Raw genomic sequence first — 24,738 nt, forward strand, 5'->3', positions numbered from 1 at the left:
GGACTGCTTAAAGAGAAGTTTCTTTAAGCAGTCCACTTTCATTATCGGCTCATGCGGTCCTTTATTGATCGGAACATATCATGAATGTCAAAGTTGATCGCTTCCCTTGGACCACCGTCACGTAAATCATTATCAATGTTTCTTACCCGACTGAATGTTCCCTCATCTGTCACCACAGAAACCGTTCTTCCATGGAGATAAGGCTGTACTGCTTCTTTCACGCGGGCTTTTGTTTCCTCCGCTTTACTATGGTCTTCCACTTCTATGGCTATGAGGACATCCGAACCATAGGCGACGGCACGAACATCACTGACATTCTTGACATTGCCTGTTACGTCCCCTATCTTCTCAGCCAGATCGCCTTCATATGCTGTATAATACGATCTTCTTGCATCACGCGTATTATCATCAAGATGACCGTGATAATTGGCATCCCCGTGACTTGCTCGGCCATCCCTTGCTAAGAAATTCTCATCATAATTGGCAAGGGGCCGTGAAGGATTCTTTGGATTTCCGTTCTCATCCCTCACTTGGAGGAACTGGCGCTTCTTCTGACGGATATCCTGTCCCTCTTTACCAACAGAATGATCATACATTTCAGTGAGAGGTCCGTCCCTCTCGTCCCGGTTGTCTCCCCCGTGTCCATCGTTGGAGTAGAAGCCGAGTGGCTCGTAGGAGTCTGAATAGCGGTCTTGAGCTTTTTCTTCCCCACTATTACATGCAGCAAGACCCAGAGTCATGACGGCTGTTAACGGTACCATGAATAATCGTTTATTCAATGGTGATTCCTCCTTCAACCCGATACTTTGAGCATACTATCTGCTCACCATTAGGTTGTGGAAGGAGGTATCAAATCATTCGGACAATGTTTGGAGACATCCCCTACAATTGGCTATTGATTCTCTTCACCTCTCCATGGAGCTCCTGATTGAATTGCATCCTCATATGGAATTGTTGTAAAGTCAAATCTGTTAAATATCCCCAGACATTCTGTTTATAATATTGATCTTCCCTGATAAATCGATTCCATTCCCTGAACACGTCAGATGGATACATCAATCCGATATAGAAAATCAGAGTATCACGATAGGATTCAAATGGCGTCATCTTCCTGATTTCACTCAGCGACCAATTTAAATAAGGAGAAATCCTGTTGCAAAATTGAAGATCATCTGTTATGGCCGTAGAACGGGACATAAGATCAAAATCAATCAAGTACACCATTCCGTTTTTCCCTCTCAAGAAATTATGATGCGCCACATCTCCATGAGTGATGCAGTCACTATATTCATGTACACCGATGGATTTCAGTTCTTTTAATGCCCATCTGCCCCATTCTAAATAAGTATACAAATAATAAGGCTGAATGAATGCCTGTAAGTAGGGAAGATTATGTTGAAACTGTAACATCCGCTTTTTCCATTTTTTCAGCCATCGGTACTGTGGGATCTCTTCTATCCAAGAATCCCTGATTGTTTTGGAAATAGCATGGAATTTCTTCAGTACCATCAAAGTGTCTTCCCGGTCTTTTGGCTGATCATAACTGATTGGACCAGACGTTTCCAACCATGGCGTGATTCCGATTGGCATTCCTTCAAATAATAAAATTTCTTTATCGTGAATAGGATGAAACGGGAGGACATGAAAGAACTGTTCCCGTATCAGGGTCGATATCAACCGTTCCTGCAGCAAGAATTTCAATTGGTTGGGAAAACGTTTCACAAACCATTTTATACCATGGCTTTTCAGCATCCACTTTCCTTCTTTTATACTTTTCAAAGATGCACCGGGATCCTTTAATTTATATTGCAAAAAAGAAAGGAGACGATGTGAATAATCGTCCCCCCGTGCGAGCATATTATCCCTCAAAATCATCGTCATTGTAATTCGGCATGCTAAATGCTCTTGGACCGAACATTCCCGGTGATCCCATCTGCATTCCCTGACCTTGAGGTCCCATTGGCATTCCCTGACCCTGTGGCCACATAGGCATTCCCTGACCCGGCATCCCTTGCATTCCTGGCATTCCTTGACCCGGCATTCCCTGGTTCATCATTCCTGGACCGAATCCTTGATATGGTTGCATTCCCTGGTGCATCTGTTGTGGCATCATTGGTTGATGCATCATTGGACCATATTGAGGACCGCCACAACCACAATCACCCTGGTCGCTTGCTCCCATTACATTGGATGGCTGACCCATCGGCATCTGGGCGCCCATCACTCCACTAGGCATACCCATCGGCATTTGATAACCGCTTGGAGATTCTTCATACATAGCTCCCTGTACCTGGCCTCCTGGTCCCATCGGATAACCGCCTGGCATTCCACCGCCATGGAATCCAGGTCCAGGCATCACAGGGGATACAGGATAACAGTTACCTGGATATGGCATATATGGCGCCTGCTGCTGCGGCATTTGAACAGAAGGGTAGTTCTCATCAGATGCACCCATTACGCCAGTTGGCTGACCCATCGGCTGCTGCATGGGCATTTGCATTGGTTGCTGCATTGGTTGCTGCATTGGTTGCTGCATCGGCATTTGCATCGGCATCTGGGCATGTGGCATATAAGGCATGACTGAAGAAGATTCTTCTTCATATCCCATTTGTGGCATCATCGGCATGTTCTGCATTCCAGGCATCATTTGTGCACCTTGTACCTGACCGCCTGGTCCCATTGGCATTCCTTGACCCATCGGCATTCCATATCCTGCTCCTGGGTGCATACCATGCGGTGGACAGAATCCTGACCCTGGCATGACAGGTGATACAGGTACACAATTATTCGGGTTATTATACATAGGCTGGGTATTCACTCCTTGTGGTTGTGATGGCATTTGTAAGCTTTCTTCCTCTTGAACACCTTTTACGGCCTCTTGCTTTGGCTTTGGCTGTTCTTTCGCTTTAGGGAGTACATTGGTAGGTTTAGGCGGCGTTTTGGGTTTTGGCATTGGTTTTGCCTGCTGCTTTGGTTGCTGCACTTGCATATTTGCCATGTTCATCATGTAATAGTTGTTAATATCAATCTCCGGGACAACGGGTTGAGGCATTTTTGGTGTAAATGGCTTTTGTACCTCTTTAGGCATTTCTTTCTTTGCTTCTTGAACCGGCATGGCCATGGGCTTCTGTTCTTTGAAAGGATGCTCAGTTTTTGGCATCTCCTTCATCGGCATTTCCTTGGAACCGTATTTGATCTGTGTCTCTTTTTTTACGGTTCCTCCCCCAGTCGGCACTTTAATTTTCATGCCGGGCATGATCATATCAGGGTTTGAAAGCTGGGCATTCATTTGTTTTAATTCTTCGAAATTCACGCCATACTTCTTGGCGATTTTCCAAAGAGTATCCCCTTTTTGAACAATATGGATTTTCACTCTGTTTCCCTCCTCAGGCATAAGTCTATATATCCTATGAAAAGATAGGCAAATTGCTAATCATCTACATAAAAACTTATGAGATATCAAAAAAAAATATACCGTCCCTGGGTAGGGTACGGTATATTTCAGCTTGTTCCATATAGTTTTTTTAATGCTTTAAGCACGGGCCAGCATGCGTTCCAAAGCATATATCGCATTTTTTGATACATGTTCATCCACTTTGATGATATTTTCAGGTTTTCCTTCCATCATTTTTTCCAATGACCAAAGGAGATGGGGTAAATCGATTCGGTTCATCGTTAAGCAAGGGCACATAAATGGGTTCAGTGAAACAATTTTTTTATCGGGGTGCTGATTGATCAATCTTTTGACAAGATTCATTTCCGTCCCGACAGCAAAGGCCGATCCAGGTGAAGCCTGTTCAATCGTTTCTATGATATACTTCGTGCTCCCATTCAGATCGGATTGTTCGACTACTTCACGTCGGCATTCCGGATGGACGATGATTTTCATGTCCGGGTGATGAGCCCGAATATCTTCAATATTCTTTTCGGTGAAATTCTCATGCACCGAGCAGTGACCCTTCCAGAGGATCACTTTTACCCTTTCAACGTCCCCATCATACATAAGCGCGTTTTGAATCGGGTCCCAGACGGCCATCTCATGTAAGTGGACTCCAAGGTCGGCAGCCGTATTACGGCCTAAATGCTGATCAGGCAAGAAAAGGATGCGCTGCTTCTCCGACAGTGCCCATTTCACCATTTTATGGGCATTGGATGACGTTACAGTGGCTCCTCCATTCTTCCCTACAAAGCTCTTGATCGCTGCCGTAGAATTCACATAGGTAAGGGGAAGGATACTGTCTCCGAATACTTCCAACAGCTTCTGCCATGCTCTTTCAGTCTGGTAAATATCCGCCATATCCGCCATGGAACATCCCGCCCTCATGTCAGGCAAGATGACAGCCTGATGATCATCCGTTAAAATATCGGCCGTTTCAGCCATAAAATGCACACCACAAAACACGATATACTCCGCTTCCTTATTTTCGGCGGATATTTGGGCAAGCTGAAGGGAATCTCCCACAGCATCGGCAAATTGAATCACTTCGTCTTTTTGATAATGATGTCCGGGTATGAAAAGCTTCTTTCCCATTTGCAGTTTGATTTCCCTGACTCGGCTTTCCATCTCTTTTGTAGAAAGGCGAGTAATCGACTCAGGTAAAACGCCAGTTTCTTTCGTTAATTCATCCAGCAACCCCATGTTCAAACCCCTTTCCCTATTTCTGCTTTTGCACTGATATCAAGTGACCTCACGGAATGCGTCAAATAACCGAGGGAGATATATTGAACCCCTGTTTCCGCATAAGCCCTTAAATTATCCCTTGTAATCCCCCCGGAGGCTTCCGTCACAATATGAGATGGTACAAAGGGAACCCAATCCCTGATTGTGTCCGGGCTGCAATTATCAAACATGATGACATCAGCTCCGCTTTCAATTGCTTCCATCAACTGCTCTTTCGTTTCGATTTCCACTTCTACTTTCACCATATGACCGATTTGATTTTTCACCTGCTTTACGGCCTCTTTGATGGAGCCTGCGAAGGAAATATGATTATCCTTGAGCATCACGGCATCATAGAGACCATACCGGTGATTGAAGCCACCACCGGTTCTGACGGAATACTTCTCAAGCATCCGCAGTCCCGGGGTTGTTTTCCTCGTATCACAAAGCCGTACCCCTGTGCCCTTAACCAGTTCGACGGCACGATGCGTTTCTGTGGCGATTCCGCTCATGCGCTGAATCAAATTCAGAATCACTCTTTCCCCTTGCAGTAAATCCCCCATGGGGCCAGTAATATCAGCAATCCTCTGTCCTTCTTCCACATAATCCCCATCTTCCACATACAACTGAACCTGAATCGAAGGATCAAACAAAGAAAACCCGATTTCCACAACATCCCTGCCGCAAAATACCCCCTTCCCTTTCATAAAAAGGGAGAAGGAACCTTCATGACTACTACTAAACAGTATCTCAGAAGACAGATCGCCATCTCCAAGATCTTCTTGGTAAAACCTTTCAAGCATAGATTTTAGTTTCATTTTGTTCATGATATTCCACCCTCAATCGACCTTCATTGTTTTGGAGAATGATTTTTCGTTTGAACCATTCATCGTTATCCTCCTTAGGGAAATCCGCCCGGATGTGTCCTCCCCTGCTTTCCGTCCGTAATAATGCTGACTCTGTGATCAATATGCTGACGATCCACATGAAGTACGTCTGAATTTCTTCTCGTGAATTAAAATCCAGGTGCTCTTGAAATGTAAGGGGCTGTTCTTTTAACCATTTCAAATGGGTGAACAAACCATCCTCATTTCGAATGATTCCCACACCATTCATCATTCCTTTTCTAATATCACCCGTGTGAAAAGGAACGTTCAGAGATGTTCCCTCTTTCATTTCATCAACAGGGGAAGGGGGATGAGTGAATCTTCCCACTCCCTTTTCAAGTAAGAATTCCCCAAGGCGATCACCGTACACCAATCCTTCCAGTAATGAATTACTTGCCAGTCGATTAGCCCCGTGAAGACCGGTGCACGCAACCTCTCCAATGGCATAGAGCCCGGGGACATTTGTCCGTCCTGTATCATCCGTCACAATGCCTCCCATGATAAAATGACATCCGGGAGAAACGGGGATCATCCCGGCCTCGATTGAAATATGGTGTTTTAAGCATAGGTCAGAAATGGAAGGGAATTTCAAGCGGAAATCTTTTATTCTTCTAATATCCAAGTACACATTTCTTCCCATCTGACGTTCTTTGTGAATGCACTCAGCAACAACGTGCCGGGGAGCAAGTTCCAAAAGGGGATCGACTCCCTCCATGATCCTTTTCCCCTCATTGTTCACGAGAAGGGCTCCTTCTCCTCTTACCGCTTCTGAGATGAGACCGCATGTTTTCCCGTTCAGCCAAAGGAGGGTCGGGTGAAATTGAATAAATTCCATATCTGATAGCTTAGCACCTGAAAGAAAGGCAAGCGCCATCCCATCCCCAGTAACGGCAGGATGATTGGAGGTAGAGAGATAGATACCGCCGATCCCTCCAGTGGCGAGAACCACATGGGGAGCATCGTAATAACGGATACTATCATCCTGATCCTTCGTTTTCACCCCACAGCAATGGCCCCTGTCATCTTTGACAAGCTCGTAAACCATTTCTCCTTCAACGAATTCGACCTTTTCACTTGAAAGGGATCTCAAGAGATATTCCAGTAAGTATTTCCCTGTCTGATCTCCACCGCTGTGAAGAATGCGGTGTTCACTGTGAGCACCCTCCATTCCAAGAGAAAGGCTTCCATTCTCTTTTCGATCAAAGGGGGCACCATCTTTCACAAGTGATTCCACCATTCTTTTACCATCTTCTATGAGTCGCTTTACGCCATCTTCATCCTGATGATAGCGTCCTGCTTCCAATGTATCTTTAAAATGAGCATGGACAGAATCCTTCAACCCTAAAGGTGCCGCAATGCCGCCTTGAGCGAGGTACGAGTTGCCACTTTTGATCTTATCCTTTGTGATAATCATCACATAAAACTGTTCTTGAAGCCGGCGTGCCAATTGCAGTGCGGCAATGCCACTTCCAATGATGATAATATCGGCTTTTCCCATAAAAAACCCTCCTGATTGTTTACAGGTGTCTTGACACATATATTTACACATATTTAAACTAATGACAAGAGTTTTTTACAAGACTCATATATTCAGACAATTTCATTAAAGGCGGGTTACATGATGAATTATTTTGATTATGCTGCTTCAACTCCTGTTGATGCTGAGAGTTTACGTATATATCAAACAGTAAGTGAAGAGTTTTGGGGTAATCCGAGCAGCCTTCACGATATCGGGGGAAAAGCACAGAATCTCCTTTCAAAGTGCAGGGGGAATTTAGCAACCATGCTCAGTATTCCGGCAAAAGGAATCTACTTCACTTCCGGAGGGACGGAAGGAAATCATCTGGCTCTCGTCACCCTGGCTCTAAGTAGACGGACGAAAGGAAAACACATCATCATCGGGGGAGCGGAGCATTCATCCCTGCATTCTTCTGCAGGTTTCCTTAAGAATCTCGGCTTTACAGTGACGAAGATTCCTTTGGGTTCTCAAGGGTTGATCGATCTGGAGCGATTAGAAGCATCCCTTTCCGACGAAACGACCGTCGTGAGCATCGGCCACATCAACGGAGAAATTGGCACGATTCAGCCGCTCCATGCCATAAAGGAGCTACTGAACCGCCGGCACATCCTCCTTCACAGCGATATGGTTCAATCGTTCGGGAAAATAGACCTTACGGATTTCACTTCCATAGTCGACAGTTTTACCATTTCATCTCATAAAATCTACGGTCCCAAAGGAGTCGGTGCACTGTATATCAACCCGGCCCTCGACGTCTCTCCCATGATACCGGGACAGACCCATGAGGATGGGTTCAGGGGCGGTACGGTAAACCTTCCGGGAATAGCGGGATTTGTGACGGCTGCCGGCCGTTGCCTTGAGTCCTTTGCAACACCTCATTACCAAGAATTGAGAACGGCTTTTTTAACACAACTAAATGATCGATTGGATGGTCTCTATACCCTTTATGAAGGTCCCCTGCATGCTCAACTGCCCCATGTCATCGGCCTAAGTATTCACGGTATCGAGGGTCAGTGGCTCATGCTTGAATGCAACAGGCGAGGCATGTGTATATCCACCGGCAGTGCTTGTGCTGCAGAATCACAGGATATGTCTAAAACACTTCAGAGCATGGGTGTCAGTCAAAGAGCAGGGAAAGAATTTATCCGGATTTCATTTGGAAGGGATACAAGGACAGAACAGGCAGTGGCACTCGCGCACCTATTATCTGATATCCACGCCGCCCATAGGTCAGCCTTAACTTGAAGAGCCGGTTGTGGTATGATTTCCTATATCAATTGGACGGAGGAGATAATGTTGGCAGGAAAAAAAATTCTCGGGGAAGAAAGAAGACAGGTGATCCTCGATAAGCTTATCACGGAGCAGGCACCGATCACGGGTGGTGATCTCGCCAAGGAAACCAATGTCAGCCGACAGGTGATCGTAAGTGACATTACACTGCTGAAGGCTAAAGGTGAACCCATTATAGCCACCAGTCAGGGCTATTTGTATATGCCTGCTTCAAATAAGAATTCCTTGATAGAAAGGACCGTTGCCTGCAAGCATTCACCAGACCGATCGGAAGAGGAACTCTTCTTACTTGTCGATCACGGGGTCACCGTCAAAGATGTCAGAATCGAACACGGGGTATACGGAGACCTGACCGCTTCCATTATGGTATCCAACCGTATGGAAGTCGAACAATTCATGAAGAAGATTGAAGACACAGGTGCATCCTTTCTATCCGAACTGACCGATGGGGTTCATTTACACACATTAATGGCCCAAACGGAACAGACCCTTGATAAAGCAGAACAAGCACTTGAGGAAGCTGGGTTTTTGATTCAGAGTGAACATTGACATCGTTGAGGGGATAACAAGAAAAGGCAGGGTCCATTAGGATTCTGCCTTTTCTTTCAATTATCCAGCAAATAAGAAGAATATGTACCGATCATTTTCACCTTGCAGCCGAGAGCCTCCATTTCACTGATCGCTCCGGGAAGTAGGACATCATCCATTTCATGAGCCACATCAATTAAGAAGAAATAGTCCCCCAATCCTGTTTTCAGCGGTCTTGATTCAATTTTACTCAAGTTCAACTGCCTCCAGGCAAAGGTGGATAATACCTGATGGAGCGCCCCTGACCGGTCTTTGGGAAGTGTCACCATCAAAGTCGTCTTCTCTATGCTCTTCTCGTGGGGAATAGACAAAGGTTCAGCCATTTTATGTAATACGATGAACCTGGTATGGTTATAGGCAAGATCATGGATGCTTTCGTGCAGGATGTTTAATCCATATTTCTCTGCTGCCAGCTCATTTCCGATGGCACCGAGGAAAGAGTTTGGATTCTCGCTCACAAATTTGGCCGCCGCAGCCGTACTTGTCGTCTGTTCCAGGGGAACCCCGCGGAAATGTTTATGTAAAAATTTATGGCACTGTGCAAGCGCATGGGAATGGGAGAGGACTTTATCGATTGAATCTTCACTGTTACTCCATGCCGGGTGTATCATCAAATGTTGCTGAATCGCGGACGTCAGTTCTGCTACAATCGCCAGATCCGCCTCGTGGAACAAATAATCCACGGTTATATGTACCGATCCTTCCAAAGCATTCTCTAAAGGTACGACGGCATATTCCACTTCACCCTCGATCACCGCTTCAATGCAATCGGGTATCGTCACATAAGAAACGGTTTCTTCTTCCGGAAAGGCTTTCTTGACCGCTAAGTCTGTAAAGGAAGCTTGTGGTCCCAAGTATGCAATTTTCATTCTGATCTTCCTCTCGCTCATTTGAAATTTATTGAACATTCTAACACGGATAGGTGGAAAGGGGAAGGATTTCTTACAAACAGGCTGTTTTTGTAAACATTGTTGCTTTTGGATGTAGCGAGTGGAGGTGAGCTCCTCGGCTGTTTTGCTGAGGAGGCTCTGCCGAACGTCCGTGGTAAGCGGGACTGTTCCCTTCACCCTCCTGCACCACACCCTACATGACAGAGCGTTCGCACATCTTCGTCTGTATATAAATAGCAGCAGTCTTTAGAAAACAGCCTATAAAAAAAGAAGCGTCAGGCTCCGGAACCCAACACTTCCACCTTCTCCACAAATTCTAATCTTCTTAGCTTTGAGAGTAAGTCTTCCAATCCGATCGTAAGGTCTGTCACGTTCAATGAGAGAGTCACATTGGCTCTCCCCTGCAACGGGATCGTCTGATGGATCGTTAGTATATTACAACCATGCTTGGCTGTTTCACTTAATAAATGAGAAAGTGTCCCTGACCGGTCCTCCAAATGAAAGAACAGTGTGATGATCCGTTCCTTTACGACCGTGTGAAAAGGAAATACGGTATCCCGGTACTTGTAAAAGGCGCTTCGGCTCAAATCGACCCGGTGGACCGCTTCCCATACTGAATCCGCCTTGCCCCTTTCGATCAATTCTTTTGCATCCAGGGTTTTCTTCATCGCTTCCGGAAGCACGTCTTCACGTACCAAGTAAAACTTGCCTTCTTGAAATTTTTTCCCCAATGACTATTCCTCCAATTATCTAGCTGTAGAGGTCAGAGGCAGCATGCCCCTTTAAAAACCGCTTGCGCTTTCTATTGTTGAGCAGGTAGCGGCAGCCGCCACCTGCTCTCTGTCTGAAATAGGTGAAGGATGAACTTAATCTACAAATTCGAACTCATATTTTATTAATCGGATCGTATCGCCATTTTTGGCACCACGTTCACGAAGGGCATCATCTACACCATAAGAACGAAGCTGTCTGGCGAAACGTCTTGCCGAGTCTTCACGGGAGAAGTCCGTCATTTTGAATAAGCGTTCAATTTTCGCACCTCCGACCACGAATGTACCATCAGGATCACGGGTGATCTCGAATTCTTTTTCTTCCTCTTCATGCTTGTAAAGAACCCGGTGGATCCCTGTCTCTTCTTCTTCATGGATCGGGAATTCAGAAGTGGTTTCCACTTTATCCGCAACGGCATACAACAGCTCAGAAAGACCCTGTCTTGTGACCGCTGAGATAGGGAATACAGGGTAATCTTCCTGCATCTTCTCTTTGAAGATTTCAAGATTCTCTTCTGCATCCGGCATGTCCATCTTATTCGCAACGATGATCTGCGGTCTCTCCGTTAACCGAAGATTGTACTGCTTAAGCTCTTCATTGATCGTCAGATAATCCTCGTATGGATCTCTTCCTTCCATTCCGCTCATATCAATGACATGTACGATGACGCGCGTACGTTCAATATGACGAAGGAACTGATGACCGAGCCCGACGCCTTCATGGGCACCTTGTATCAATCCGGGCAGATCGGCCATAACAAAGCTTCTTCCATCTCCCGTTTCAACCATCCCTAAATTCGGTACGATCGTTGTGAAATGGTACGAAGCAATCTTAGGCTTCGCTGCTGAAACAACAGAAAGCAGTGTGGATTTCCCGACGCTTGGGAATCCGACCAATCCAACATCAGCAAGAAGTTTTAATTCCATCACGATATAGCGCTCTTGACCCGGCTCACCCTTCTCTGAAAGCTCAGGAGCTGGATTGGCCGGAGTCGCGAAACGGGAATTCCCTCTTCCACCTCGGCCACCTTTCGTTATGACGGCACGTTGACCATGCTGTACAAGGTCAGCAATCGTTTCACCTGTATCGTCATCCTTCACGACTGTACCCGGTGGAACCTTGACAACCATATCCTCGGCATTGCGCCCATGCTGATTCTTACTCATCCCATGCTCACCACGCGGGGCTTTGAAATGACGTTGATAACGGAAATCCATTAACGTCCTTAAGCCTTCATCCACTTCGAAAATGACGTCTGCACCATGACCGCCATCCCCTCCTGCGGGACCACCTTTAGGTACATATTTCTCACGACGGAAGGCAACCATACCGTTTCCGCCGTCACCGCCCTTTGTATAAACCTTGACCTGATCTATAAACATACTTTCACTCCTAACTTATCCGTGCAGTCTCCTCATCGCGGGACTACATGAATAACAAGAACCTCTTCTTGAAGCTGTTCTATTTCTATATTTTCTCCGTTTGATTGTTGATTCTTAATCCAGTCATTTACCACGCTTGTACTCTTTAGTATACCTGTGAAATCAAATATAAAACGGGAATGTTCTTTTGTAATGTCCAGTAAGATGGATAATTGATTTTCTACATTGTTCATTACATTTGATTCAAGGAATGCCAGGAACTCCTTGCACCAGTTGTAAAGTCTTCTGTCGTCAAGTCCATGTGCCGACTCGATTTGAAGGACTTCAAAATCCAGCTTAATCAAATGTCTTGACCAATTATAGGTTAATATCCATTCTGCCAACCGTGGAAGCTTTAAATTCGATAGCTTCGACTCATTTTGTGCAACAAGGACCATTTCCTCGATCACCTGTTTCGCCCGCTCCACACGATCAAGATCCAGATTTCCTTTAATTAATTGCAAGTCATTCATCCAGTCGTGGCGGGCATGCCTTAACGCCTCGACTACGCCCCATTTTTCGCTCATAATCTAACTCCTATACTTTAAGTGCTACCAGTAAGTATATCAAAGATGGGAGTGGTGCGTATATTGTTTCTGTGAAATTGGTGAAGGTGAAGTGGATTGGTTAGTCGATAATATCCAATCAAGCCCATTCATCATCGTTTCTATTTTTAATCGGAACCGATCTTTCCCGTACATGTTTACCCTTAATCACCGATACATATGATAAAAATAAAACTCTAACCGAAAGTCGGTTAGAGTTTTCGTTAAAGATATGCGATTAAGCTTCATTCGCAACTGGGTATACGCTCACTTTTTTCTTGTCACGACCCATGCGTTCGAAACGAACAACACCGTCGGTTTTAGCGAAAAGTGTATCGTCGCCGCCACGGCCGACGTTTAGGCCTGGATAAATTTTCGTACCGCGTTGACGGTAAAGAATTGATCCACCAGTAACCATTTGACCGTCTGCACGCTTAGCACCAAGACGCTTTGAGATAGAGTCACGACCATTCTTAGTCGAACCTACTCCTTTTTTGGATGCAAAAAACTGAAGGTCTAATCTTAACATCTGTTCCACCTCCTACTTTTTGAAGGTTATTTTAATAAAATCACTATAGTCTCTTTCAATCGTTTGGAGGCTGATAAGCATGCCGTCAAGCAGCAGCTGAATCTTGTTCCCCGTTTCTTCCGGAAGGTCATCAGGGATGACGCAGCGAAGATATCCACCATCAGCGGATTGCTCGATGGCCGGTTCCACACCCGTTAACGCCATGATGGCATTAATACTGCCGAATGAAACAGCAGAAGCACCTGCACAAACAATGTCTTGCCCATTTTCGGCAAAATCAGCATGTCCATCCATGGAGAAAGAACGAATCCTTTTCCCGGGTGAACGCTCTACGTAAACGTTAATCATGATCTCACGCCTTACGCGTTGATTTCGTCAATGACAACTTTAGTGTAAGGTTGACGGTGACCTTGCTTACGACGGTAGTTCTTTTTCGCTTTGTATTTGAATACTACAAGCTTTTTCGCGCGGCCTTGTTTTTCAACTTTCGCTGTTACAGTAGCTCCATCCACTAAAGGACTTCCTACTTTCACATCGTCACCACCAACGAATAGAACTTTGTCAAAAGTTACCGTATCGCCTTGTTCAGCGTTTAGCTTTTCGATGTAGATTGCTTGACCAGCTTCCACACGGATTTGCTTACCACCTGTTTCGATAATTGCGTACATAATCGCACCTCCTTATAAACTCAGACTCGCCAATGACAGGTGTTGGATTGCTCCACACTTTTAGTACCTGTAATGAGCGGTTGTAGCACGGGTGCTACAATCAATAACATTAGAATCCTATCATATAAATCGACACACTGTCAATAACATTCATGAATTTCATATGATTTTCGTAATATGATAATAAGGATGATTGTGAGTAATCTTCTTAATGACGATTTTTTTATTCAGTGCTTTTTGTAATCGATGCAGATGGATGTCCTGTTTCCCTGAAAACACATCTGCCACTTCCCGGGTCGCTTCCACTTCAATTTGCGCAGCGTCCTTATCCGATTCCCACAACTCCCGTTCAAGCTGGAAGGCCAAGGACTCAGGGCCCATTACCCTCCCAGTACCATGGCATACCGTGCAGGGGCGGGTCAGGGAAGCAGAGAGGGGCAGACGTGTTCTCTTCCTGGTCAATTCGAGGATCCCAAGTTTAGTGAACCCGACGATGGTCGTGCGCTGTCGATCTGAGACCAGTGCTTCTGAAAGTGAGTCCATCACCTCCATGCGATGGCTCTCCTTCTTCATATCAATGAAATCAATCAGAATCATTCCACTCAAATTACGGATCGTCAGCTGTTTTGCCATTTCCTTTGCAGCTAGTTTATTCGTATACAGGATCGTGTCTTCTAAATTGTCTTTTCCCGTGAATTTCCCTGAATTGACATCCACTACCGTCATCGCTTCCGTCGATTCTATGACAAGAAATCCTCCGTTTTCTAGCCACGCGATTTTCTTCAATGCGGTGTCCCATGCAGAATGGACATTGTAATACTTAAAAATATTTTCTTGACCTTGATAAAGTTCGAAACCCCACTTTTCCCGGATCTCTTTCCCGCTCATTTCCTCTACTTGAAGCATGGTGTCATAATCATCAAAGACGATCTTGCCTCCCTCTCCCTTTTTCAAATGTTCATGGAGATCTTCGTAGAAGGTATCCTGCCTGGATAAGAGGGACGGACACTTTTCCCTCAGTGAAACTTTCTCCAGTCGTTCATAGTGGGATCGCAAGTGAAACAGTTCTTCCTGTAATACCGTTTCCTTTACACCAACCGCGTTGGTACGCATCACGATGCCTTCTTCCGGAGATTTCCATGCATTTCCTAATCGTCTTAAAACCCTCCGATTCTCATCATCGACTTTCTTTGATACGGCGACATAGTGGCCCTTTGGCATATATACCATATGTTCGCCTTTCATCTCGATGACCGCCGTCAACCTGGCACCTTTTGTCCCCATCTCATCCTTTGTGACCTGAACGATGATTCTTTGCCCTTCATGGACACATTTACTGATAGGAATCGGGTCAGTCCCCCCTTGGTACGCTTCCACATTTTGCGGGAGATCCTTTTCATGAAGATACCCATTCCTGCCCTGTCCAAAATCGACAAACGCCGCTCCAAGCCCCTTCTGGACCTTGTCGACTTTCGCCAGATAAATATTGCCCGTTACACTTTCTTCCCCTGGCGGATATGTATATAAACCGATTATTTCATTATGTAGTCGATGTACCCACCGTTTTTCCCTGCTTTTACTATGTACAATCATTTCTTCCACATCGGTACCCTCATTTCTATAATGGATGCCTGAACAACAGAAAAAAGGGTTGGATCCAACCCTTTTTTCCAGTATGCCCATACTATATAGTGTTCGTCAATAAAGGTAAAGGAGATCCTTCGTTTTCGCAGAAGTCATCTTTTCAGCGAAGAAAGCGTGGAGAAGTTCATTTTCATCAAGCTTCCCCACTTCGATTCCTTTTTCAAATACAACCAGAGGATGCTTGACCCCGCGTTGAAACCGTTCCACCACCGTAATGATGGAATCGTCACCTTCAATCGGCAGTGGCCGTAATTGAACAAATTGATGGCTTTTGCCGTAATAACGCTCCAGCAAAAACTTCATGAACGCATACCGCCTCTGTTTCCAGTCCACCCAAAGGGAAAAGTACAGGAATGAAAGGACAATCCACAAATTCAGATGTAGGGGAGCGGTTACCAGAACAATCAAGTGGAAAAGAAGCAATAAACCAAACGAAAAGAGGAGCGTGTATTCATACGCCCTCAAATAATTAAACTTCTTGGCAAGCAGCAGGGAGACCATCTTCCCGCCATCCAAAGGCCAAATGGGAAGGAGATTAAACAATAACACCATCATATTCAATTGAAAGAATAGAGTAAATGAATCCTGGCTGATGACCCCAATCGAAAGGAGACCATATCCCAGGGCAATGAGCCAAATGTGCTGAAGGGGCCCTGCCGCCACCACCCAGAACTCTTCCTTTAATGAACGGTTTCCATGCTCATCCATCTCCGCCACTCCGCCAAAAGGCAACAGGGCGATCTTTTTTACTCTCCAGGAAAAGGATTGCGCCATCAATCCGTGTCCCAATTCATGGACGGTGATAATGACGAGCAGGAGGATCAGTTCAAAAAAGTGGGCCGTTAAGATGGCAATCCCGATCACAAGCCACAGCAATGGGTGCACGTAAAACTTTTTCAATAGTGAAATGATCTTAGTCAAATGACATCACCTGTATCGGGTCGATGAACTCATCACCCATTTTAATGGCAAAATAAAACTCTCCCGTTGCATCATTCTGACTGCTTGAGGAAACTTTCCCTACAAGCGAGCCCTTTTCAATTTTTTCATACTGCTTCACGTCGACCGATTCCAGATTTCCATACCAGGATTCTGATCGATCTGCATGCTGAATGACCACCGTATTTCCAAGTTCATCCTTCTTTCCTGCAAAAATGATCAAACCTCCCTTCATGGCCGTCACATCTTCACCGAGGACGGTTTGAAGCATGATGCCCTGCCCATTTGTCTTAAAATTCTCTACGACTTTCCCTGACGCAGGACGGGCGTACTCAGCGCTTTTCGTAGAGGCAGACTCCTTGTCCGTGTTACTCACAGGCAATAAAGCAAGGGGTTTGCCGAACTGATCTTCATACCAGGTGGAAATGGCGGCGAATTGGAATTCTGTATCCATCGTTTTCGTGACGTAAGACTTCGCTTCATAGAAGACCGGTGAAGGGCTTTTAAACATGATGGCTGTGATAAGGACCATGATCCCCGCCCCAAGAATTTTCAGCATAAAAGTTTCTTTCTTAAAAAGGGGGTGCATGCCTTCCGGAGATGGTCCTCCTTCAAAGCTTGTCTGACGCTCCATACCATAACGTTCTTCATCCGTAGGAAGAAAATAAGATGAATGTTCAGAAGAACCTGCATTCCCCATTTTTTTCCGTTTGGCTATTTGTTTACGTATTTCATCCGCTCGATTCCCCATGTACACCATTCCTTTTTATAAGGTATTATTTTATAACCATTGATCTCTTCACTCTGATCAAGAGCGGCTGGGTCTATTCCTGATGATGGGCTTAGGGGTGCAAAGATCCACACCATGATTCAATTCACATGTTTTGCTACAATGTATGACTTGTCTCAGGATAATATACATGGGGAAAATAAAAAAAGCCCCGGTAAAACGCAGCATGCGTCCTACCGGAACCGGGATAAGCTCTAGGCTTTTACACCGAATAATTTTTTGATTTTCATAAAGACACCGGTTCTTTCATCTTCCAGGGATTGAAGAGGAACGGATTCACCGAGGATCCGTCTCGCAATGTTCCGGTAAGAAATGGAGGCTTTACTGGTTGGATCAAGGGCGATCGGTTCACCTTTATTGGAAGATCTGATAACATTTTCGTCATCAGCGACAATCCCAAGAAGATCGATGGAGAGATGAGTCGTAATCTCGTCCACATCAAGCATTTCACCATTTTTCATCATATGGTTTCGGATACGGTTGATCACAAGCTTCGGCGGCTCGATATTCTCCTTTTCGAGTAAACCGATGATGCGGTCCGCATCGCGTACAGCCGATATTTCCGGGGTAGTGACGACAATTGCACGATCTGCGCCAGCCACGGCGTTCTTATATCCCTGTTCAATGCCTGCAGGGCAATCAATAATGATATAATCATAGTCTTGCTTTAAATCCAATACCAGTTTTTTCATCTGTTCAGGATTCACGGCAGACTTATCGCTCGTCTGTGCAGCCGGCAGCAGAAAGAGTTTGTCCTCGAAACGCTTGTCTTTCACCAGGGCTTGATGGATTTTACATCTGCCCTCCACCACGTCCACCAGGTCATAAATGATCCGATTTTCAAGTCCCATCACCACGTCCAGGTTTCTGAGGCCGATATCCGTATCAATCAAACAAACCTTTTTGCCTTGTAGAGCTAATGCTGTACCAACATTGGCAGAAGTAGTCGTCTTTCCTACTCCACCTTTACCTGAAGTAACAACTATGGCTTCACCCACATTAGCTTCCTCCTTTAAAACTCGTAATATTTGGTCTAAGATGCTTCAAAACTTGTAATCGATCGACAACGATCTGCCCGCTATCATCCACGTACGCACATTCCATTTCGCGGTCATCCTCTTCCTCCACCCGGTCAGGTGAACGGTTCAAGGAATCCGCGATCCGGAGCTGGGATGGAACCATCTTCGATGCCACGATGACCGCCTGTTGATTTCCATTGCAGCCGGCATGGGCAATCCCTTTCAATGAACCTAATATGTAAATATTCCCTCCTGCAAGGACTCTCCCCCCGGGATTGACATCTCCTACAATGAGGATGTCGCCTGCCACTTCCACGACCTGTCCCGAACGGATGACCCCTGTAAGGGTTTCGATATTTCGTTCATCTATAAGTTTTTCTGCGTCAGTCTTCGTTATGACATTGCTCCATACTTCATTTACTACTAAATTGCGTTTTTGTCTTACGATTTCCTTTAACTCTTCCACTTGATCTTCCGCTAAGTAACGATTGCCGGTTTGAATATTAACCGTCAAGAGGGGGGTTCCTTCTGTTTCCCGGTAATGGGCAGACAGTTTATCGTCCAATTCCTTCTTTAACTCGTGAAATGAGCATTGATCGTTGAGATGAAGAGTCAGGCCTTCTTTTGTTCCTTTTATCATCACATTGGGCTTCTTATTCATGTCGCAATTTTCACCTCAGTCGTCTTTAAATTCGACATAAGCAGTGTCATTTCCTCTTTTTATGAAAAAATTACTAATGGAATCTATTCATCCAACCACTCTTTCCGTTTCTTCAGAAGATAGTTTCTGAACGGGAAGGCAAGAATGATATAAAATAGGACATTCAATATCAATGTAGGCCATAAACGCCAATCTACAAATTGCATGAACGTCAGATCTGTCCTGTTGATAATCCGATTGATCTGATAGACCAAAAATTCTAAAACAGAGATATTCACTACGGAAATGATCCCTAATACAAAGAGGTTATTATGTAACACTTTCATCATCTGATGGGATAAAAAGATGACGAAAGGAAATAACACCAGATAAATCCCATTGATTTCAGTGTAATAAATATCAAATAGGAAGCCAAAGATAAGCCCATAAAGGAGCGCAGTCCTGTACTGATAAAACGCACAAATAAAGAACAGCACGATAATCAGGAAATGGGGGACGATCATTTTCTGATCAAACCACTCTTCACTGGGAAAAAGATGAACAAATAAACTCTCACTATAGAAGAAAAGCAGGGTCATTAAAGGAAGGAGGAGCCTGCTGATCATTGCTCTTCCTCCTCAACCGCATCATCTTCTGTCACACCCTGGATTTTACGATCGATGACCATGACGTGCTCTAAATGGTAGAAATCAGCAGCGGGCTTCACGTAAGCCGTTTGCGTCAATCCATATTGATCCGGTTTGATTTCCTTCACCTCACCGATGACCAATCCTTTAGGGAACACGCCCCCGAGGCCGGAGGTCATGACTTTGGAGCCTTTTTCAACCTTCATATCATTGGAAATCCGCTTTACCAGGATTTCCTCCTTCTTGCTGTCGTATCCTTCAATCCACCCGTTTATATCCTGCTCTTTGCTTTGAATCACTGAAGAAATCCGATTTTTTGTGTTGTTGGTCGAGATTAATTCAACCGTAGATGAAAATTCATTAACACTTTTAATCTTTCCGATCAGACCAGCAGAAGAAATCACGGCCATATCAGATTGAATCCCGTTGACTTCCCCTTTATCAATGGTAATGAGCTCCTGCCATTGATCAGGGTTCCTTGCAATGACTGTAGCCTGAATCGTATTATAAGCGCGAAGGTTTTCCTTCTTATCCAGCACTGCACGTAATTCATCGTTATCCTGTTTAAGGTCCTTCACCTTTGTTTCAAGTTTAATTAACTCATCTAAACGCGTTTTCAATTTTTCATTTTCTGTGTATGTATTTTGAAGATCTTGAACATTATCAACAACTCCGGCTACATAATTGACAGGTTTTGAAACCAACGACTGTCCGAATCCTACCATATCTTTCACAAACTGCTCTGGCCAGCTGATACTATCCCGGTCACGCAAAGAAAATCCGATTAATCCCACTAGGACAATGACACTGACGAGCAGAATGATCAAACGTTTATTCAGGAAGAATTGTGGCATGATGTACACCTCAACCTTTTCTCATTCTAGTAAATACTATATCAAAATTCGTTTATTTTTGATATCATTCGTCAAAATATTCATGGTTCTTCGAAAAAAGATGGGGCCGGCCTTAAGGCTGCACCTGCAACCTTAAGGAGACGTCCCCCCTTGCTATCAATCATTATTTTCCTCGAGTTTTGAATAAATGGATGTGGTCAAGGGCTTTCCCTGTCCCGATGGCTACACAATCCAGTGGTTCTTCGGCAATAAGCACCGGCATCTTCGTTTCATCACTGATCACCTTGTCCAGGTTGCGAAGAAGCGCTCCGCCCCCTGTCAGTACGATCCCTCTATCCATGATGTCCGCTGCAAGTTCCGGCGGGGTCTTCTCAAGCGTGCTCTTCACAGCATCCACAATGGTGTAGACGGTGTCATGAAGGGCAGAGGCAATTTCCACAGCCGTTACTTCAATGGTTTTCGGCAACCCTGTCAGAAGGTCACGACCACGGATCTCCATCGCTTCAATACCTTCAGAATCCCCGGCAGACCCGACTTCCATCTTAATGGTTTCCGCCGTACGGTCCCCGATCATCAGGTTATACGTCTTGCGGATATAGTTGATGATGGCGTCATCCATCTCATCCCCGGCAACCCGGATCGACTGACTTGTCACGATTCCGCCTAAAGAGATGATTGCTACTTCCGTCGTTCCGCCACCAATGTCCACAACCATGCTTCCCGTCGGTTCCCAAACTGGAAGGTTTGCTCCGATCGCCGCTGCGAAAGGCTCCTCGATCGTATAGGCATCTCGCGCCCCGGCTTGTCTTGTGGCATCGATGACAGCCCTTTCTTCCACGCCTGTAATGCCTGAAGGTACACAGATCATGACATATGGCTTTCGGGAAAACGCTCCTTTATTCCTGGTCGCCTGCTTTATGTAGTACTTCATCATCGTGGCAGTCGTTTCGTAATCTGCAATGACTCCATCTTTCATCGGGCGAAGCGCCACTACATTCCCCGGCGTACGGCCGATCATATTTTTCGCATCATTTCCCACGGCAACAATCTGCTTATTATCTGTCTGAAGTGCAACAACAGAAGGTTCGCGAACAACAATCCCCTTGCCTTTCACGTATACCAATGTGTTAGCAGTTCCTAAATCAATCCCTAAATCTTTCGTTCCAAACATGGATGGTATCTCCCTTTCTAATACAAATTGGCTGGTTTTTACATCGTTTTATGTGTTTTCATAGGAGAGTTGTCCAATCACTCTCTCTATCTTCGTAATTTTCGTCACAATAATTGTTCGTTCACGCATAACGAAAAGACTCATTCCCTTGTAGAATGACTCTCTTATTTCAGTAAGCTCACGTTATATTGAATCACCATATTGTTTGTAAAAATCATAAGCTTTATTATATCGTAACCAGGAAAAAAATCATAGTGTCATAAATACCCTTTTTCCTTTAAGCTGATAAACTTCTTCTCCCCTATTATAAGGTGATCGAGTATGTCAATACCAATGATTCGACCACATTCCACTAATCTTTTTGTCACTTCTATGTCTTCCCTGCTCGGGGTGGGATCCCCTGATGGATGATTATGAATGCAAATGATGGAGGCAGCGGATCGGCGGAAGGCTTCTTTAAAGACTTCCCTCGGGTGTACGATGGAGGCATTGAGGCTTCCGATAAAGATGGTTTGCTTGTGGAGAACTTGATTCTTCGTATTGAGGTATAAACAGACAAAATGCTCCTGGGCCAAAAATCTCATGTCATTCATGACATAATTGGCACCATCTTCAGGGGAACGGATCGAATATCTGTCATCAAAGGCGAGATTGCTGATGCGTCTGCCAAATTCAACGGCAGCCATGATCTGGACCGCCTTGGCAAGACCGATGCCTTTCGTTTTCGTAATCTCTTCCAGTGAGGCATCCTTTAATAGATTCAATCCATCAAATTGATTTAGTAGCCGGTTGGATAGTTGAAGAACAGACTCGGACTTTGTTCCCGTCCGGAGTAAAATAGCGAGCAGCTCCTGATTGGACAAACTCGCGGCTCCACTTTGGATCATTCTTTCCCTGGGCCTCTCATCCTGCGGGAAATCCCGGATCATCAGCCGGTTTTCTTCCTGTTGGGGTACGGTTTTTACCATTGGTTCCTCCTTTTCTTACGAGAAAGGAGTCAGTCTGATTGAAGATAGCCCATGTCAAGCAGTGCACGGTTCACACGAGAGATCGGCAGGCCGACAACGGAGAAATAATCGCCTTTGATATGTTTGACGAATTTTGCCCCGATTCCCTGGATCCCGTACGAACCCGCTTTATCGAATGGTTCTTCAGATGCAATATAGTCTTCGATCTCTTTAGAGGTCAACTCCCAAAACGTAACATCCGTTTTTTCATAAAAGAGTTTCTTCACCTCACCGTGTACGATTGCGACACCTGTGTAAACCTCATGGTCCGTTCCGGAAAGCATGCGAAGCATCTCTTTCGCTTCTTCTTTTGACTCAGGCTTCCCGAGGATCTTCCCATCCTTTGTGACGACAGTGTCTGAACCGATGACATAATGAGTGGGATATTGCTTTGATACTTCCTTGGCTTTTTTCTGTGCAAGATACATCACGACTTCATGGGGGGATAAATCTGCTGAGAAACTTTCATTCACATGAGAGCTAATAACTGAAAAAGAGAGTTGAATTTGTTCGAGAAGTTCTTTTCGACGGGGAGATTGTGAAGCGAGTATGAGGTTGGACAAACCATACCAATCCTTTCAGAGTGAAAATTGGGAGATACAAGAATATACTACCAAAACCCGCCACGGTAAACAAGTAAAAAGAGAGCGTATTATGAACCTGAACAGTTCAGGTCCATAATACACTCTCACTATATTATTTCCTAGAAAATAGTCTAAATCGGTCGAAATTATAATCCGCCATAAAGTTGAAGATAAGATAATAATTCCTCTTGAATTTTTTGTGCGTCTTCAGGTGACTTCATAGCAGCTGCCAGATTCCCGGCATCCACTAAGGATTTCTTCATTGAGACAATGGATTTCTGACCTACCTTGATGCCTTCCAATTCCTTAATGTCTGTTTGAATCGTTTTTAGCGTTTTATCATCAGGAGTTCCTCCGACCATCCCACTGCTGCTTGCCTGCGCGATTGTGCTAAAGAGGGCATTCCCTTTCTCAAGAAATGTTTTCTCTTCTTTAGAGGCGTTTATTCCCTTCGATCCCAGAACAAAATCCTTGGCGTACACATCCACTCCGTCATCCTTCAATTTAGTACCAAGTGTTTTGGCCGTTTCCAGATCTCCCGACACCCCCAGCAATAAAAAGAATTGCCCATCTTTATCCACACTTGCACTAGGAAGTCCTTTTGACGTCAAACTATCTTTCATAGCATTCATGGATTCCTCTGTCGAAAACACCCCGCCCTGCAAAATGGAAGTGGAAAAATCCTTTAATTCGACAGCTGCAACAGACTGTTGACCGTCCGTTTTCCCTGCCGTGGTGTCTTCCTGAAACGTAGAAGCTGGTGCAGCAGGCCCATCTGTCGTCGTGATCACTTTGAGCGTCCCGAAACCAAGGACCGCTCCCACAACGATCGCCCCAATCAAGGACATGATCAGGTTTACAGAGTCCTTAAAAGGGTTAGTGAACGATTTTTTCTTTTTTTTACTTCCCGTCACGTAATTGATTTTTTTATATTCCTGTGGAGGCTCGGCTTCTTCATCTGGAAGGATCCAATCAAATCCGTCATCCTTCGCCTCTTCACCCGCAGCCGTTTCCGACTCCCCCATTTTCCAATCGTACACAAGAAGATCTTCATCGAACTTCGTTTTTTCTCCATTGATTTTAATAGAAATCTTTTTGTCATTTTTTTCACGATTTCCCATCATCGCCACCCTCCTTCATCTATTTTTTTCCATGCTATCACATCCCATAAAAAAAAGAACAAGACTTTTGTCGTCTTGTCCTAAGAGGTTTTCGTCAAATTTTTCAGTTTTTCTTCAGGGACCCGATTGATAGAGTAGAAAAAGGGATTTCTTCCTTTTCCCCATCCTCACTTGTACATAGATTATATTGGTCACCAAGGAGGCATATCGATTGCACACTCTCACCATCTGCCAGAACATAGGAGTCATCATTCGGTATCATGACGGCTTTGGAATGGGGATCGAGTATCGGTTCCATGAGCTTGGCTTCGACCAATTCTTTATAGGTTATCTTGTTGATTGGACGTTCATGAAGCATGGCATCTTTTGCATAATATTCAGCAGAGCTTTTCATTGTTAGTGCGTTTGCCACAAATGCCTGCTGTCTGGATTTTTCAATGATATTATTGATCGCCAACATGGCGATGACGGCGATGATTCCGAGTATGACGATCACCGCCAACAGTTCAACAAGTGTGTATCCTCTTTCACTTTCAGTCATCATTCATCAGACC

General features: G+C 44.9%; 27 protein-coding genes and 1 other annotated feature. Of the genes, 2 read left to right on the forward strand and 25 right to left on the reverse strand.

Annotated features, from left to right (window positions below):
• Positions 1-41: 41 nt before the first annotated feature.
• From JI667_RS02980 to nadB, 6 genes are all read right to left on the reverse strand, one after another.
• Positions 42-779 carry a YhcN/YlaJ family sporulation lipoprotein gene (locus tag JI667_RS02980; protein ID WP_206850289.1) on the reverse strand — a complete coding sequence of 246 codons (738 nt, stop codon included), beginning with the start codon at positions 777-779 and terminating at the stop codon, positions 42-44.
• Between the two features lie 103 nt (positions 780-882).
• A complete protein-coding gene (locus tag JI667_RS02985) occupies positions 883-1,752 on the reverse strand; it encodes a phosphotransferase (RefSeq protein WP_206850303.1) in 870 nt (289 codons plus the stop codon).
• A gap of 106 nt (positions 1,753-1,858) precedes the next feature.
• Positions 1,859-3,373, reverse strand: a complete 1,515-nt coding sequence (safA, locus tag JI667_RS02990; RefSeq protein ID WP_368077875.1) for a SafA/ExsA family spore coat assembly protein — start codon at positions 3,371-3,373, stop codon at positions 1,859-1,861.
• 159 nt (positions 3,374-3,532) lie between these two features.
• Entirely contained in the window at positions 3,533-4,639 is a 1,107-nt protein-coding gene (gene nadA / locus JI667_RS02995) for a quinolinate synthase NadA (RefSeq protein WP_206850315.1), read from the reverse strand.
• Between the two features lie 2 nt (positions 4,640-4,641).
• Positions 4,642-5,487: a carboxylating nicotinate-nucleotide diphosphorylase gene (gene nadC / locus JI667_RS03000; RefSeq protein ID WP_206850317.1), complete on the reverse strand. Its 846-nt coding sequence runs from the start codon at positions 5,485-5,487 to the stop codon at positions 4,642-4,644.
• Positions 5,456-7,045, reverse strand: a complete 1,590-nt coding sequence (gene nadB, locus JI667_RS03005; RefSeq protein WP_206850318.1) for an L-aspartate oxidase — start codon at positions 7,043-7,045, stop codon at positions 5,456-5,458. The genes nadC and nadB overlap by 32 nt, the downstream gene beginning before the upstream one ends.
• Before the next feature lie 120 nt (positions 7,046-7,165).
• Between nadB and JI667_RS03010 the strand changes: the two genes are divergently transcribed.
• Positions 7,166-8,311: an IscS subfamily cysteine desulfurase gene (locus tag JI667_RS03010; protein ID WP_206850319.1), complete on the forward strand. Its 1,146-nt coding sequence runs from the start codon at positions 7,166-7,168 to the stop codon at positions 8,309-8,311.
• Positions 8,312-8,359: 48 nt separating this feature from the next.
• The gene (locus tag JI667_RS03015; RefSeq protein ID WP_206850321.1) at positions 8,360-8,905 is read left to right on the forward strand and encodes a transcription repressor NadR; all 546 of its coding nucleotides are present in this window, start codon (positions 8,360-8,362) and stop codon (positions 8,903-8,905) included.
• Positions 8,906-8,961: 56 nt separating this feature from the next.
• Here JI667_RS03015 and pheA read toward each other — a convergent pair whose 3' ends face one another.
• The 19 genes from pheA to JI667_RS03110 form a co-directional block, all read right to left on the reverse strand.
• Entirely contained in the window at positions 8,962-9,813 is an 852-nt protein-coding gene (gene pheA, locus JI667_RS03020; protein WP_206850322.1) for a prephenate dehydratase, read from the reverse strand.
• Between the two features lie 296 nt (positions 9,814-10,109).
• Entirely contained in the window at positions 10,110-10,565 is a 456-nt protein-coding gene (locus tag JI667_RS03025) for an ACT domain-containing protein (RefSeq protein WP_044339521.1), read from the reverse strand.
• A gap of 135 nt (positions 10,566-10,700) precedes the next feature.
• On the reverse strand, positions 10,701-11,987 hold the full coding sequence (gene obgE / locus JI667_RS03030; protein WP_206850324.1) for a GTPase ObgE: 1,287 nt from the start codon (positions 11,985-11,987) through the stop codon (positions 10,701-10,703).
• A 32-nt stretch (positions 11,988-12,019) separates the two neighbouring features.
• A complete protein-coding gene (locus tag JI667_RS03035; protein ID WP_206850326.1) occupies positions 12,020-12,553 on the reverse strand; it encodes a Spo0B C-terminal domain-containing protein in 534 nt (177 codons plus the stop codon).
• A 256-nt stretch (positions 12,554-12,809) separates the two neighbouring features.
• Positions 12,810-13,100 (reverse strand): 50S ribosomal protein L27, encoded by a 291-nt coding sequence (gene rpmA, locus JI667_RS03040; protein WP_044339518.1) that lies wholly within the window; start codon positions 13,098-13,100, stop codon positions 12,810-12,812.
• A gap of 12 nt (positions 13,101-13,112) precedes the next feature.
• Positions 13,113-13,448, reverse strand: a complete 336-nt coding sequence (locus JI667_RS03045; protein ID WP_206850329.1) for a ribosomal-processing cysteine protease Prp — start codon at positions 13,446-13,448, stop codon at positions 13,113-13,115.
• A gap of 11 nt (positions 13,449-13,459) precedes the next feature.
• Positions 13,460-13,768, reverse strand: coding sequence for a 50S ribosomal protein L21 (gene rplU / locus JI667_RS03050; RefSeq protein WP_034757222.1), 309 nt, complete (start codon positions 13,766-13,768; stop codon positions 13,460-13,462).
• Between the two features lie 12 nt (positions 13,769-13,780).
• Positions 13,781-13,860 (reverse strand) — a sequence feature (ribosomal protein L21 leader region).
• Between the two features lie 67 nt (positions 13,861-13,927).
• Positions 13,928-15,361 (reverse strand): Rne/Rng family ribonuclease, encoded by a 1,434-nt coding sequence (locus JI667_RS03055; protein ID WP_244668185.1) that lies wholly within the window; start codon positions 15,359-15,361, stop codon positions 13,928-13,930.
• Positions 15,362-15,466: 105 nt separating this feature from the next.
• Positions 15,467-16,333 carry a M50 family metallopeptidase gene (locus tag JI667_RS03060; RefSeq protein WP_206850334.1) on the reverse strand — a complete coding sequence of 289 codons (867 nt, stop codon included), beginning with the start codon at positions 16,331-16,333 and terminating at the stop codon, positions 15,467-15,469.
• Complete coding sequence (locus JI667_RS03065; RefSeq protein WP_206850335.1) at positions 16,326-17,102, reverse strand: peptidoglycan DD-metalloendopeptidase family protein; 777 nt, start codon at positions 17,100-17,102, stop codon at positions 16,326-16,328. Before JI667_RS03065 ends, JI667_RS03060 begins: the two co-directional genes overlap by 8 nt.
• Before the next feature lie 233 nt (positions 17,103-17,335).
• Positions 17,336-18,139 (reverse strand): septum site-determining protein MinD, encoded by an 804-nt coding sequence (gene minD / locus JI667_RS03070; protein WP_206850337.1) that lies wholly within the window; start codon positions 18,137-18,139, stop codon positions 17,336-17,338.
• A gap of 1 nt (position 18,140) precedes the next feature.
• Positions 18,141-18,821 (reverse strand): septum site-determining protein MinC, encoded by a 681-nt coding sequence (gene minC / locus JI667_RS03075; RefSeq protein WP_206850339.1) that lies wholly within the window; start codon positions 18,819-18,821, stop codon positions 18,141-18,143.
• A gap of 83 nt (positions 18,822-18,904) precedes the next feature.
• Positions 18,905-19,426: a rod shape-determining protein MreD gene (mreD, locus tag JI667_RS03080; protein WP_206850341.1), complete on the reverse strand. Its 522-nt coding sequence runs from the start codon at positions 19,424-19,426 to the stop codon at positions 18,905-18,907.
• Positions 19,423-20,301: a rod shape-determining protein MreC gene (gene mreC, locus JI667_RS03085; protein ID WP_206850342.1), complete on the reverse strand. Its 879-nt coding sequence runs from the start codon at positions 20,299-20,301 to the stop codon at positions 19,423-19,425. Before mreC ends, mreD begins: the two co-directional genes overlap by 4 nt.
• A gap of 163 nt (positions 20,302-20,464) precedes the next feature.
• Positions 20,465-21,472 (reverse strand): rod shape-determining protein, encoded by a 1,008-nt coding sequence (locus JI667_RS03090; protein WP_060670864.1) that lies wholly within the window; start codon positions 21,470-21,472, stop codon positions 20,465-20,467.
• A gap of 257 nt (positions 21,473-21,729) precedes the next feature.
• Positions 21,730-22,440, reverse strand: coding sequence for a RadC family protein (gene radC / locus JI667_RS03095; RefSeq protein WP_280515456.1), 711 nt, complete (start codon positions 22,438-22,440; stop codon positions 21,730-21,732).
• Between the two features lie 29 nt (positions 22,441-22,469).
• Positions 22,470-23,042: a Maf family protein gene (locus tag JI667_RS03100; protein ID WP_206850344.1), complete on the reverse strand. Its 573-nt coding sequence runs from the start codon at positions 23,040-23,042 to the stop codon at positions 22,470-22,472.
• 167 nt (positions 23,043-23,209) lie between these two features.
• On the reverse strand, positions 23,210-24,187 hold the full coding sequence (locus JI667_RS03105; RefSeq protein ID WP_206850346.1) for a hypothetical protein: 978 nt from the start codon (positions 24,185-24,187) through the stop codon (positions 23,210-23,212).
• Between the two features lie 100 nt (positions 24,188-24,287).
• Positions 24,288-24,728, reverse strand: coding sequence for a type II secretion system protein (locus JI667_RS03110; protein WP_206850348.1), 441 nt, complete (start codon positions 24,726-24,728; stop codon positions 24,288-24,290).
• Positions 24,729-24,738 lie beyond the last annotated feature (10 nt).

Origin of the sequence: Bacillus sp. NTK074B (assembly GCF_017303375.1) — a bacterium.
GTDB lineage: Bacteria > Bacillota > Bacilli > Bacillales > Bacillaceae_B > Rossellomorea.

Bases quoted from the DNA above. Each gene is read 5' to 3' on its own strand.
- obgE (WP_206850324.1), bottom strand. From the start codon at position 11,987: ATGTTTATAGATCAGGTCAAGGTTTATACAAAGGGCGGTGACGGCGGA.
- minC (WP_206850339.1), bottom strand. From the start codon at position 18,821: ATGAATAAGAAGCCCAATGTGATGATAAAAGGAACAAAAGAAGGCCTG.
- JI667_RS03035 (WP_206850326.1), bottom strand. From the start codon at position 12,553: ATGAGCGAAAAATGGGGCGTAGTCGAGGCGTTAAGGCATGCCCGCCAC.
- JI667_RS03055 (WP_244668185.1), bottom strand. From the start codon at position 15,361: ATGATTGTACATAGTAAAAGCAGGGAAAAACGGTGGGTACATCGACTA.
- JI667_RS03015 (WP_206850321.1), top strand. From the start codon at position 8,360: ATGTTGGCAGGAAAAAAAATTCTCGGGGAAGAAAGAAGACAGGTGATC.
- radC (WP_280515456.1), bottom strand. From the start codon at position 22,440: ATGGTAAAAACCGTACCCCAACAGGAAGAAAACCGGCTGATGATCCGG.
- mreD (WP_206850341.1), bottom strand. From the start codon at position 19,426: ATGATCAGCAGGCTCCTCCTTCCTTTAATGACCCTGCTTTTCTTCTAT.
- JI667_RS03065 (WP_206850335.1), bottom strand. From the start codon at position 17,102: ATGGGGAATCGAGCGGATGAAATACGTAAACAAATAGCCAAACGGAAA.
- nadB (WP_206850318.1), bottom strand. From the start codon at position 7,045: ATGGGAAAAGCCGATATTATCATCATTGGAAGTGGCATTGCCGCACTG.
- JI667_RS02985 (WP_206850303.1), bottom strand. From the start codon at position 1,752: ATGCTGAAAAGCCATGGTATAAAATGGTTTGTGAAACGTTTTCCCAAC.
- nadC (WP_206850317.1), bottom strand. From the start codon at position 5,487: ATGAACAAAATGAAACTAAAATCTATGCTTGAAAGGTTTTACCAAGAA.
- mreC (WP_206850342.1), bottom strand. From the start codon at position 20,301: ATGCCACAATTCTTCCTGAATAAACGTTTGATCATTCTGCTCGTCAGT.
- JI667_RS03010 (WP_206850319.1), top strand. From the start codon at position 7,166: ATGATGAATTATTTTGATTATGCTGCTTCAACTCCTGTTGATGCTGAG.
- JI667_RS03105 (WP_206850346.1), bottom strand. From the start codon at position 24,187: ATGATGGGAAATCGTGAAAAAAATGACAAAAAGATTTCTATTAAAATC.
- JI667_RS03090 (WP_060670864.1), bottom strand. From the start codon at position 21,472: ATGTTTGGAACGAAAGATTTAGGGATTGATTTAGGAACTGCTAACACA.
- rpmA (WP_044339518.1), bottom strand. From the start codon at position 13,100: ATGTTAAGATTAGACCTTCAGTTTTTTGCATCCAAAAAAGGAGTAGGT.
- rplU (WP_034757222.1), bottom strand. From the start codon at position 13,768: ATGTACGCAATTATCGAAACAGGTGGTAAGCAAATCCGTGTGGAAGCT.
- JI667_RS03110 (WP_206850348.1), bottom strand. From the start codon at position 24,728: ATGATGACTGAAAGTGAAAGAGGATACACACTTGTTGAACTGTTGGCG.
- pheA (WP_206850322.1), bottom strand. From the start codon at position 9,813: ATGAAAATTGCATACTTGGGACCACAAGCTTCCTTTACAGACTTAGCG.
- JI667_RS03045 (WP_206850329.1), bottom strand. From the start codon at position 13,448: ATGATTAACGTTTACGTAGAGCGTTCACCCGGGAAAAGGATTCGTTCT.
- nadA (WP_206850315.1), bottom strand. From the start codon at position 4,639: ATGGGGTTGCTGGATGAATTAACGAAAGAAACTGGCGTTTTACCTGAG.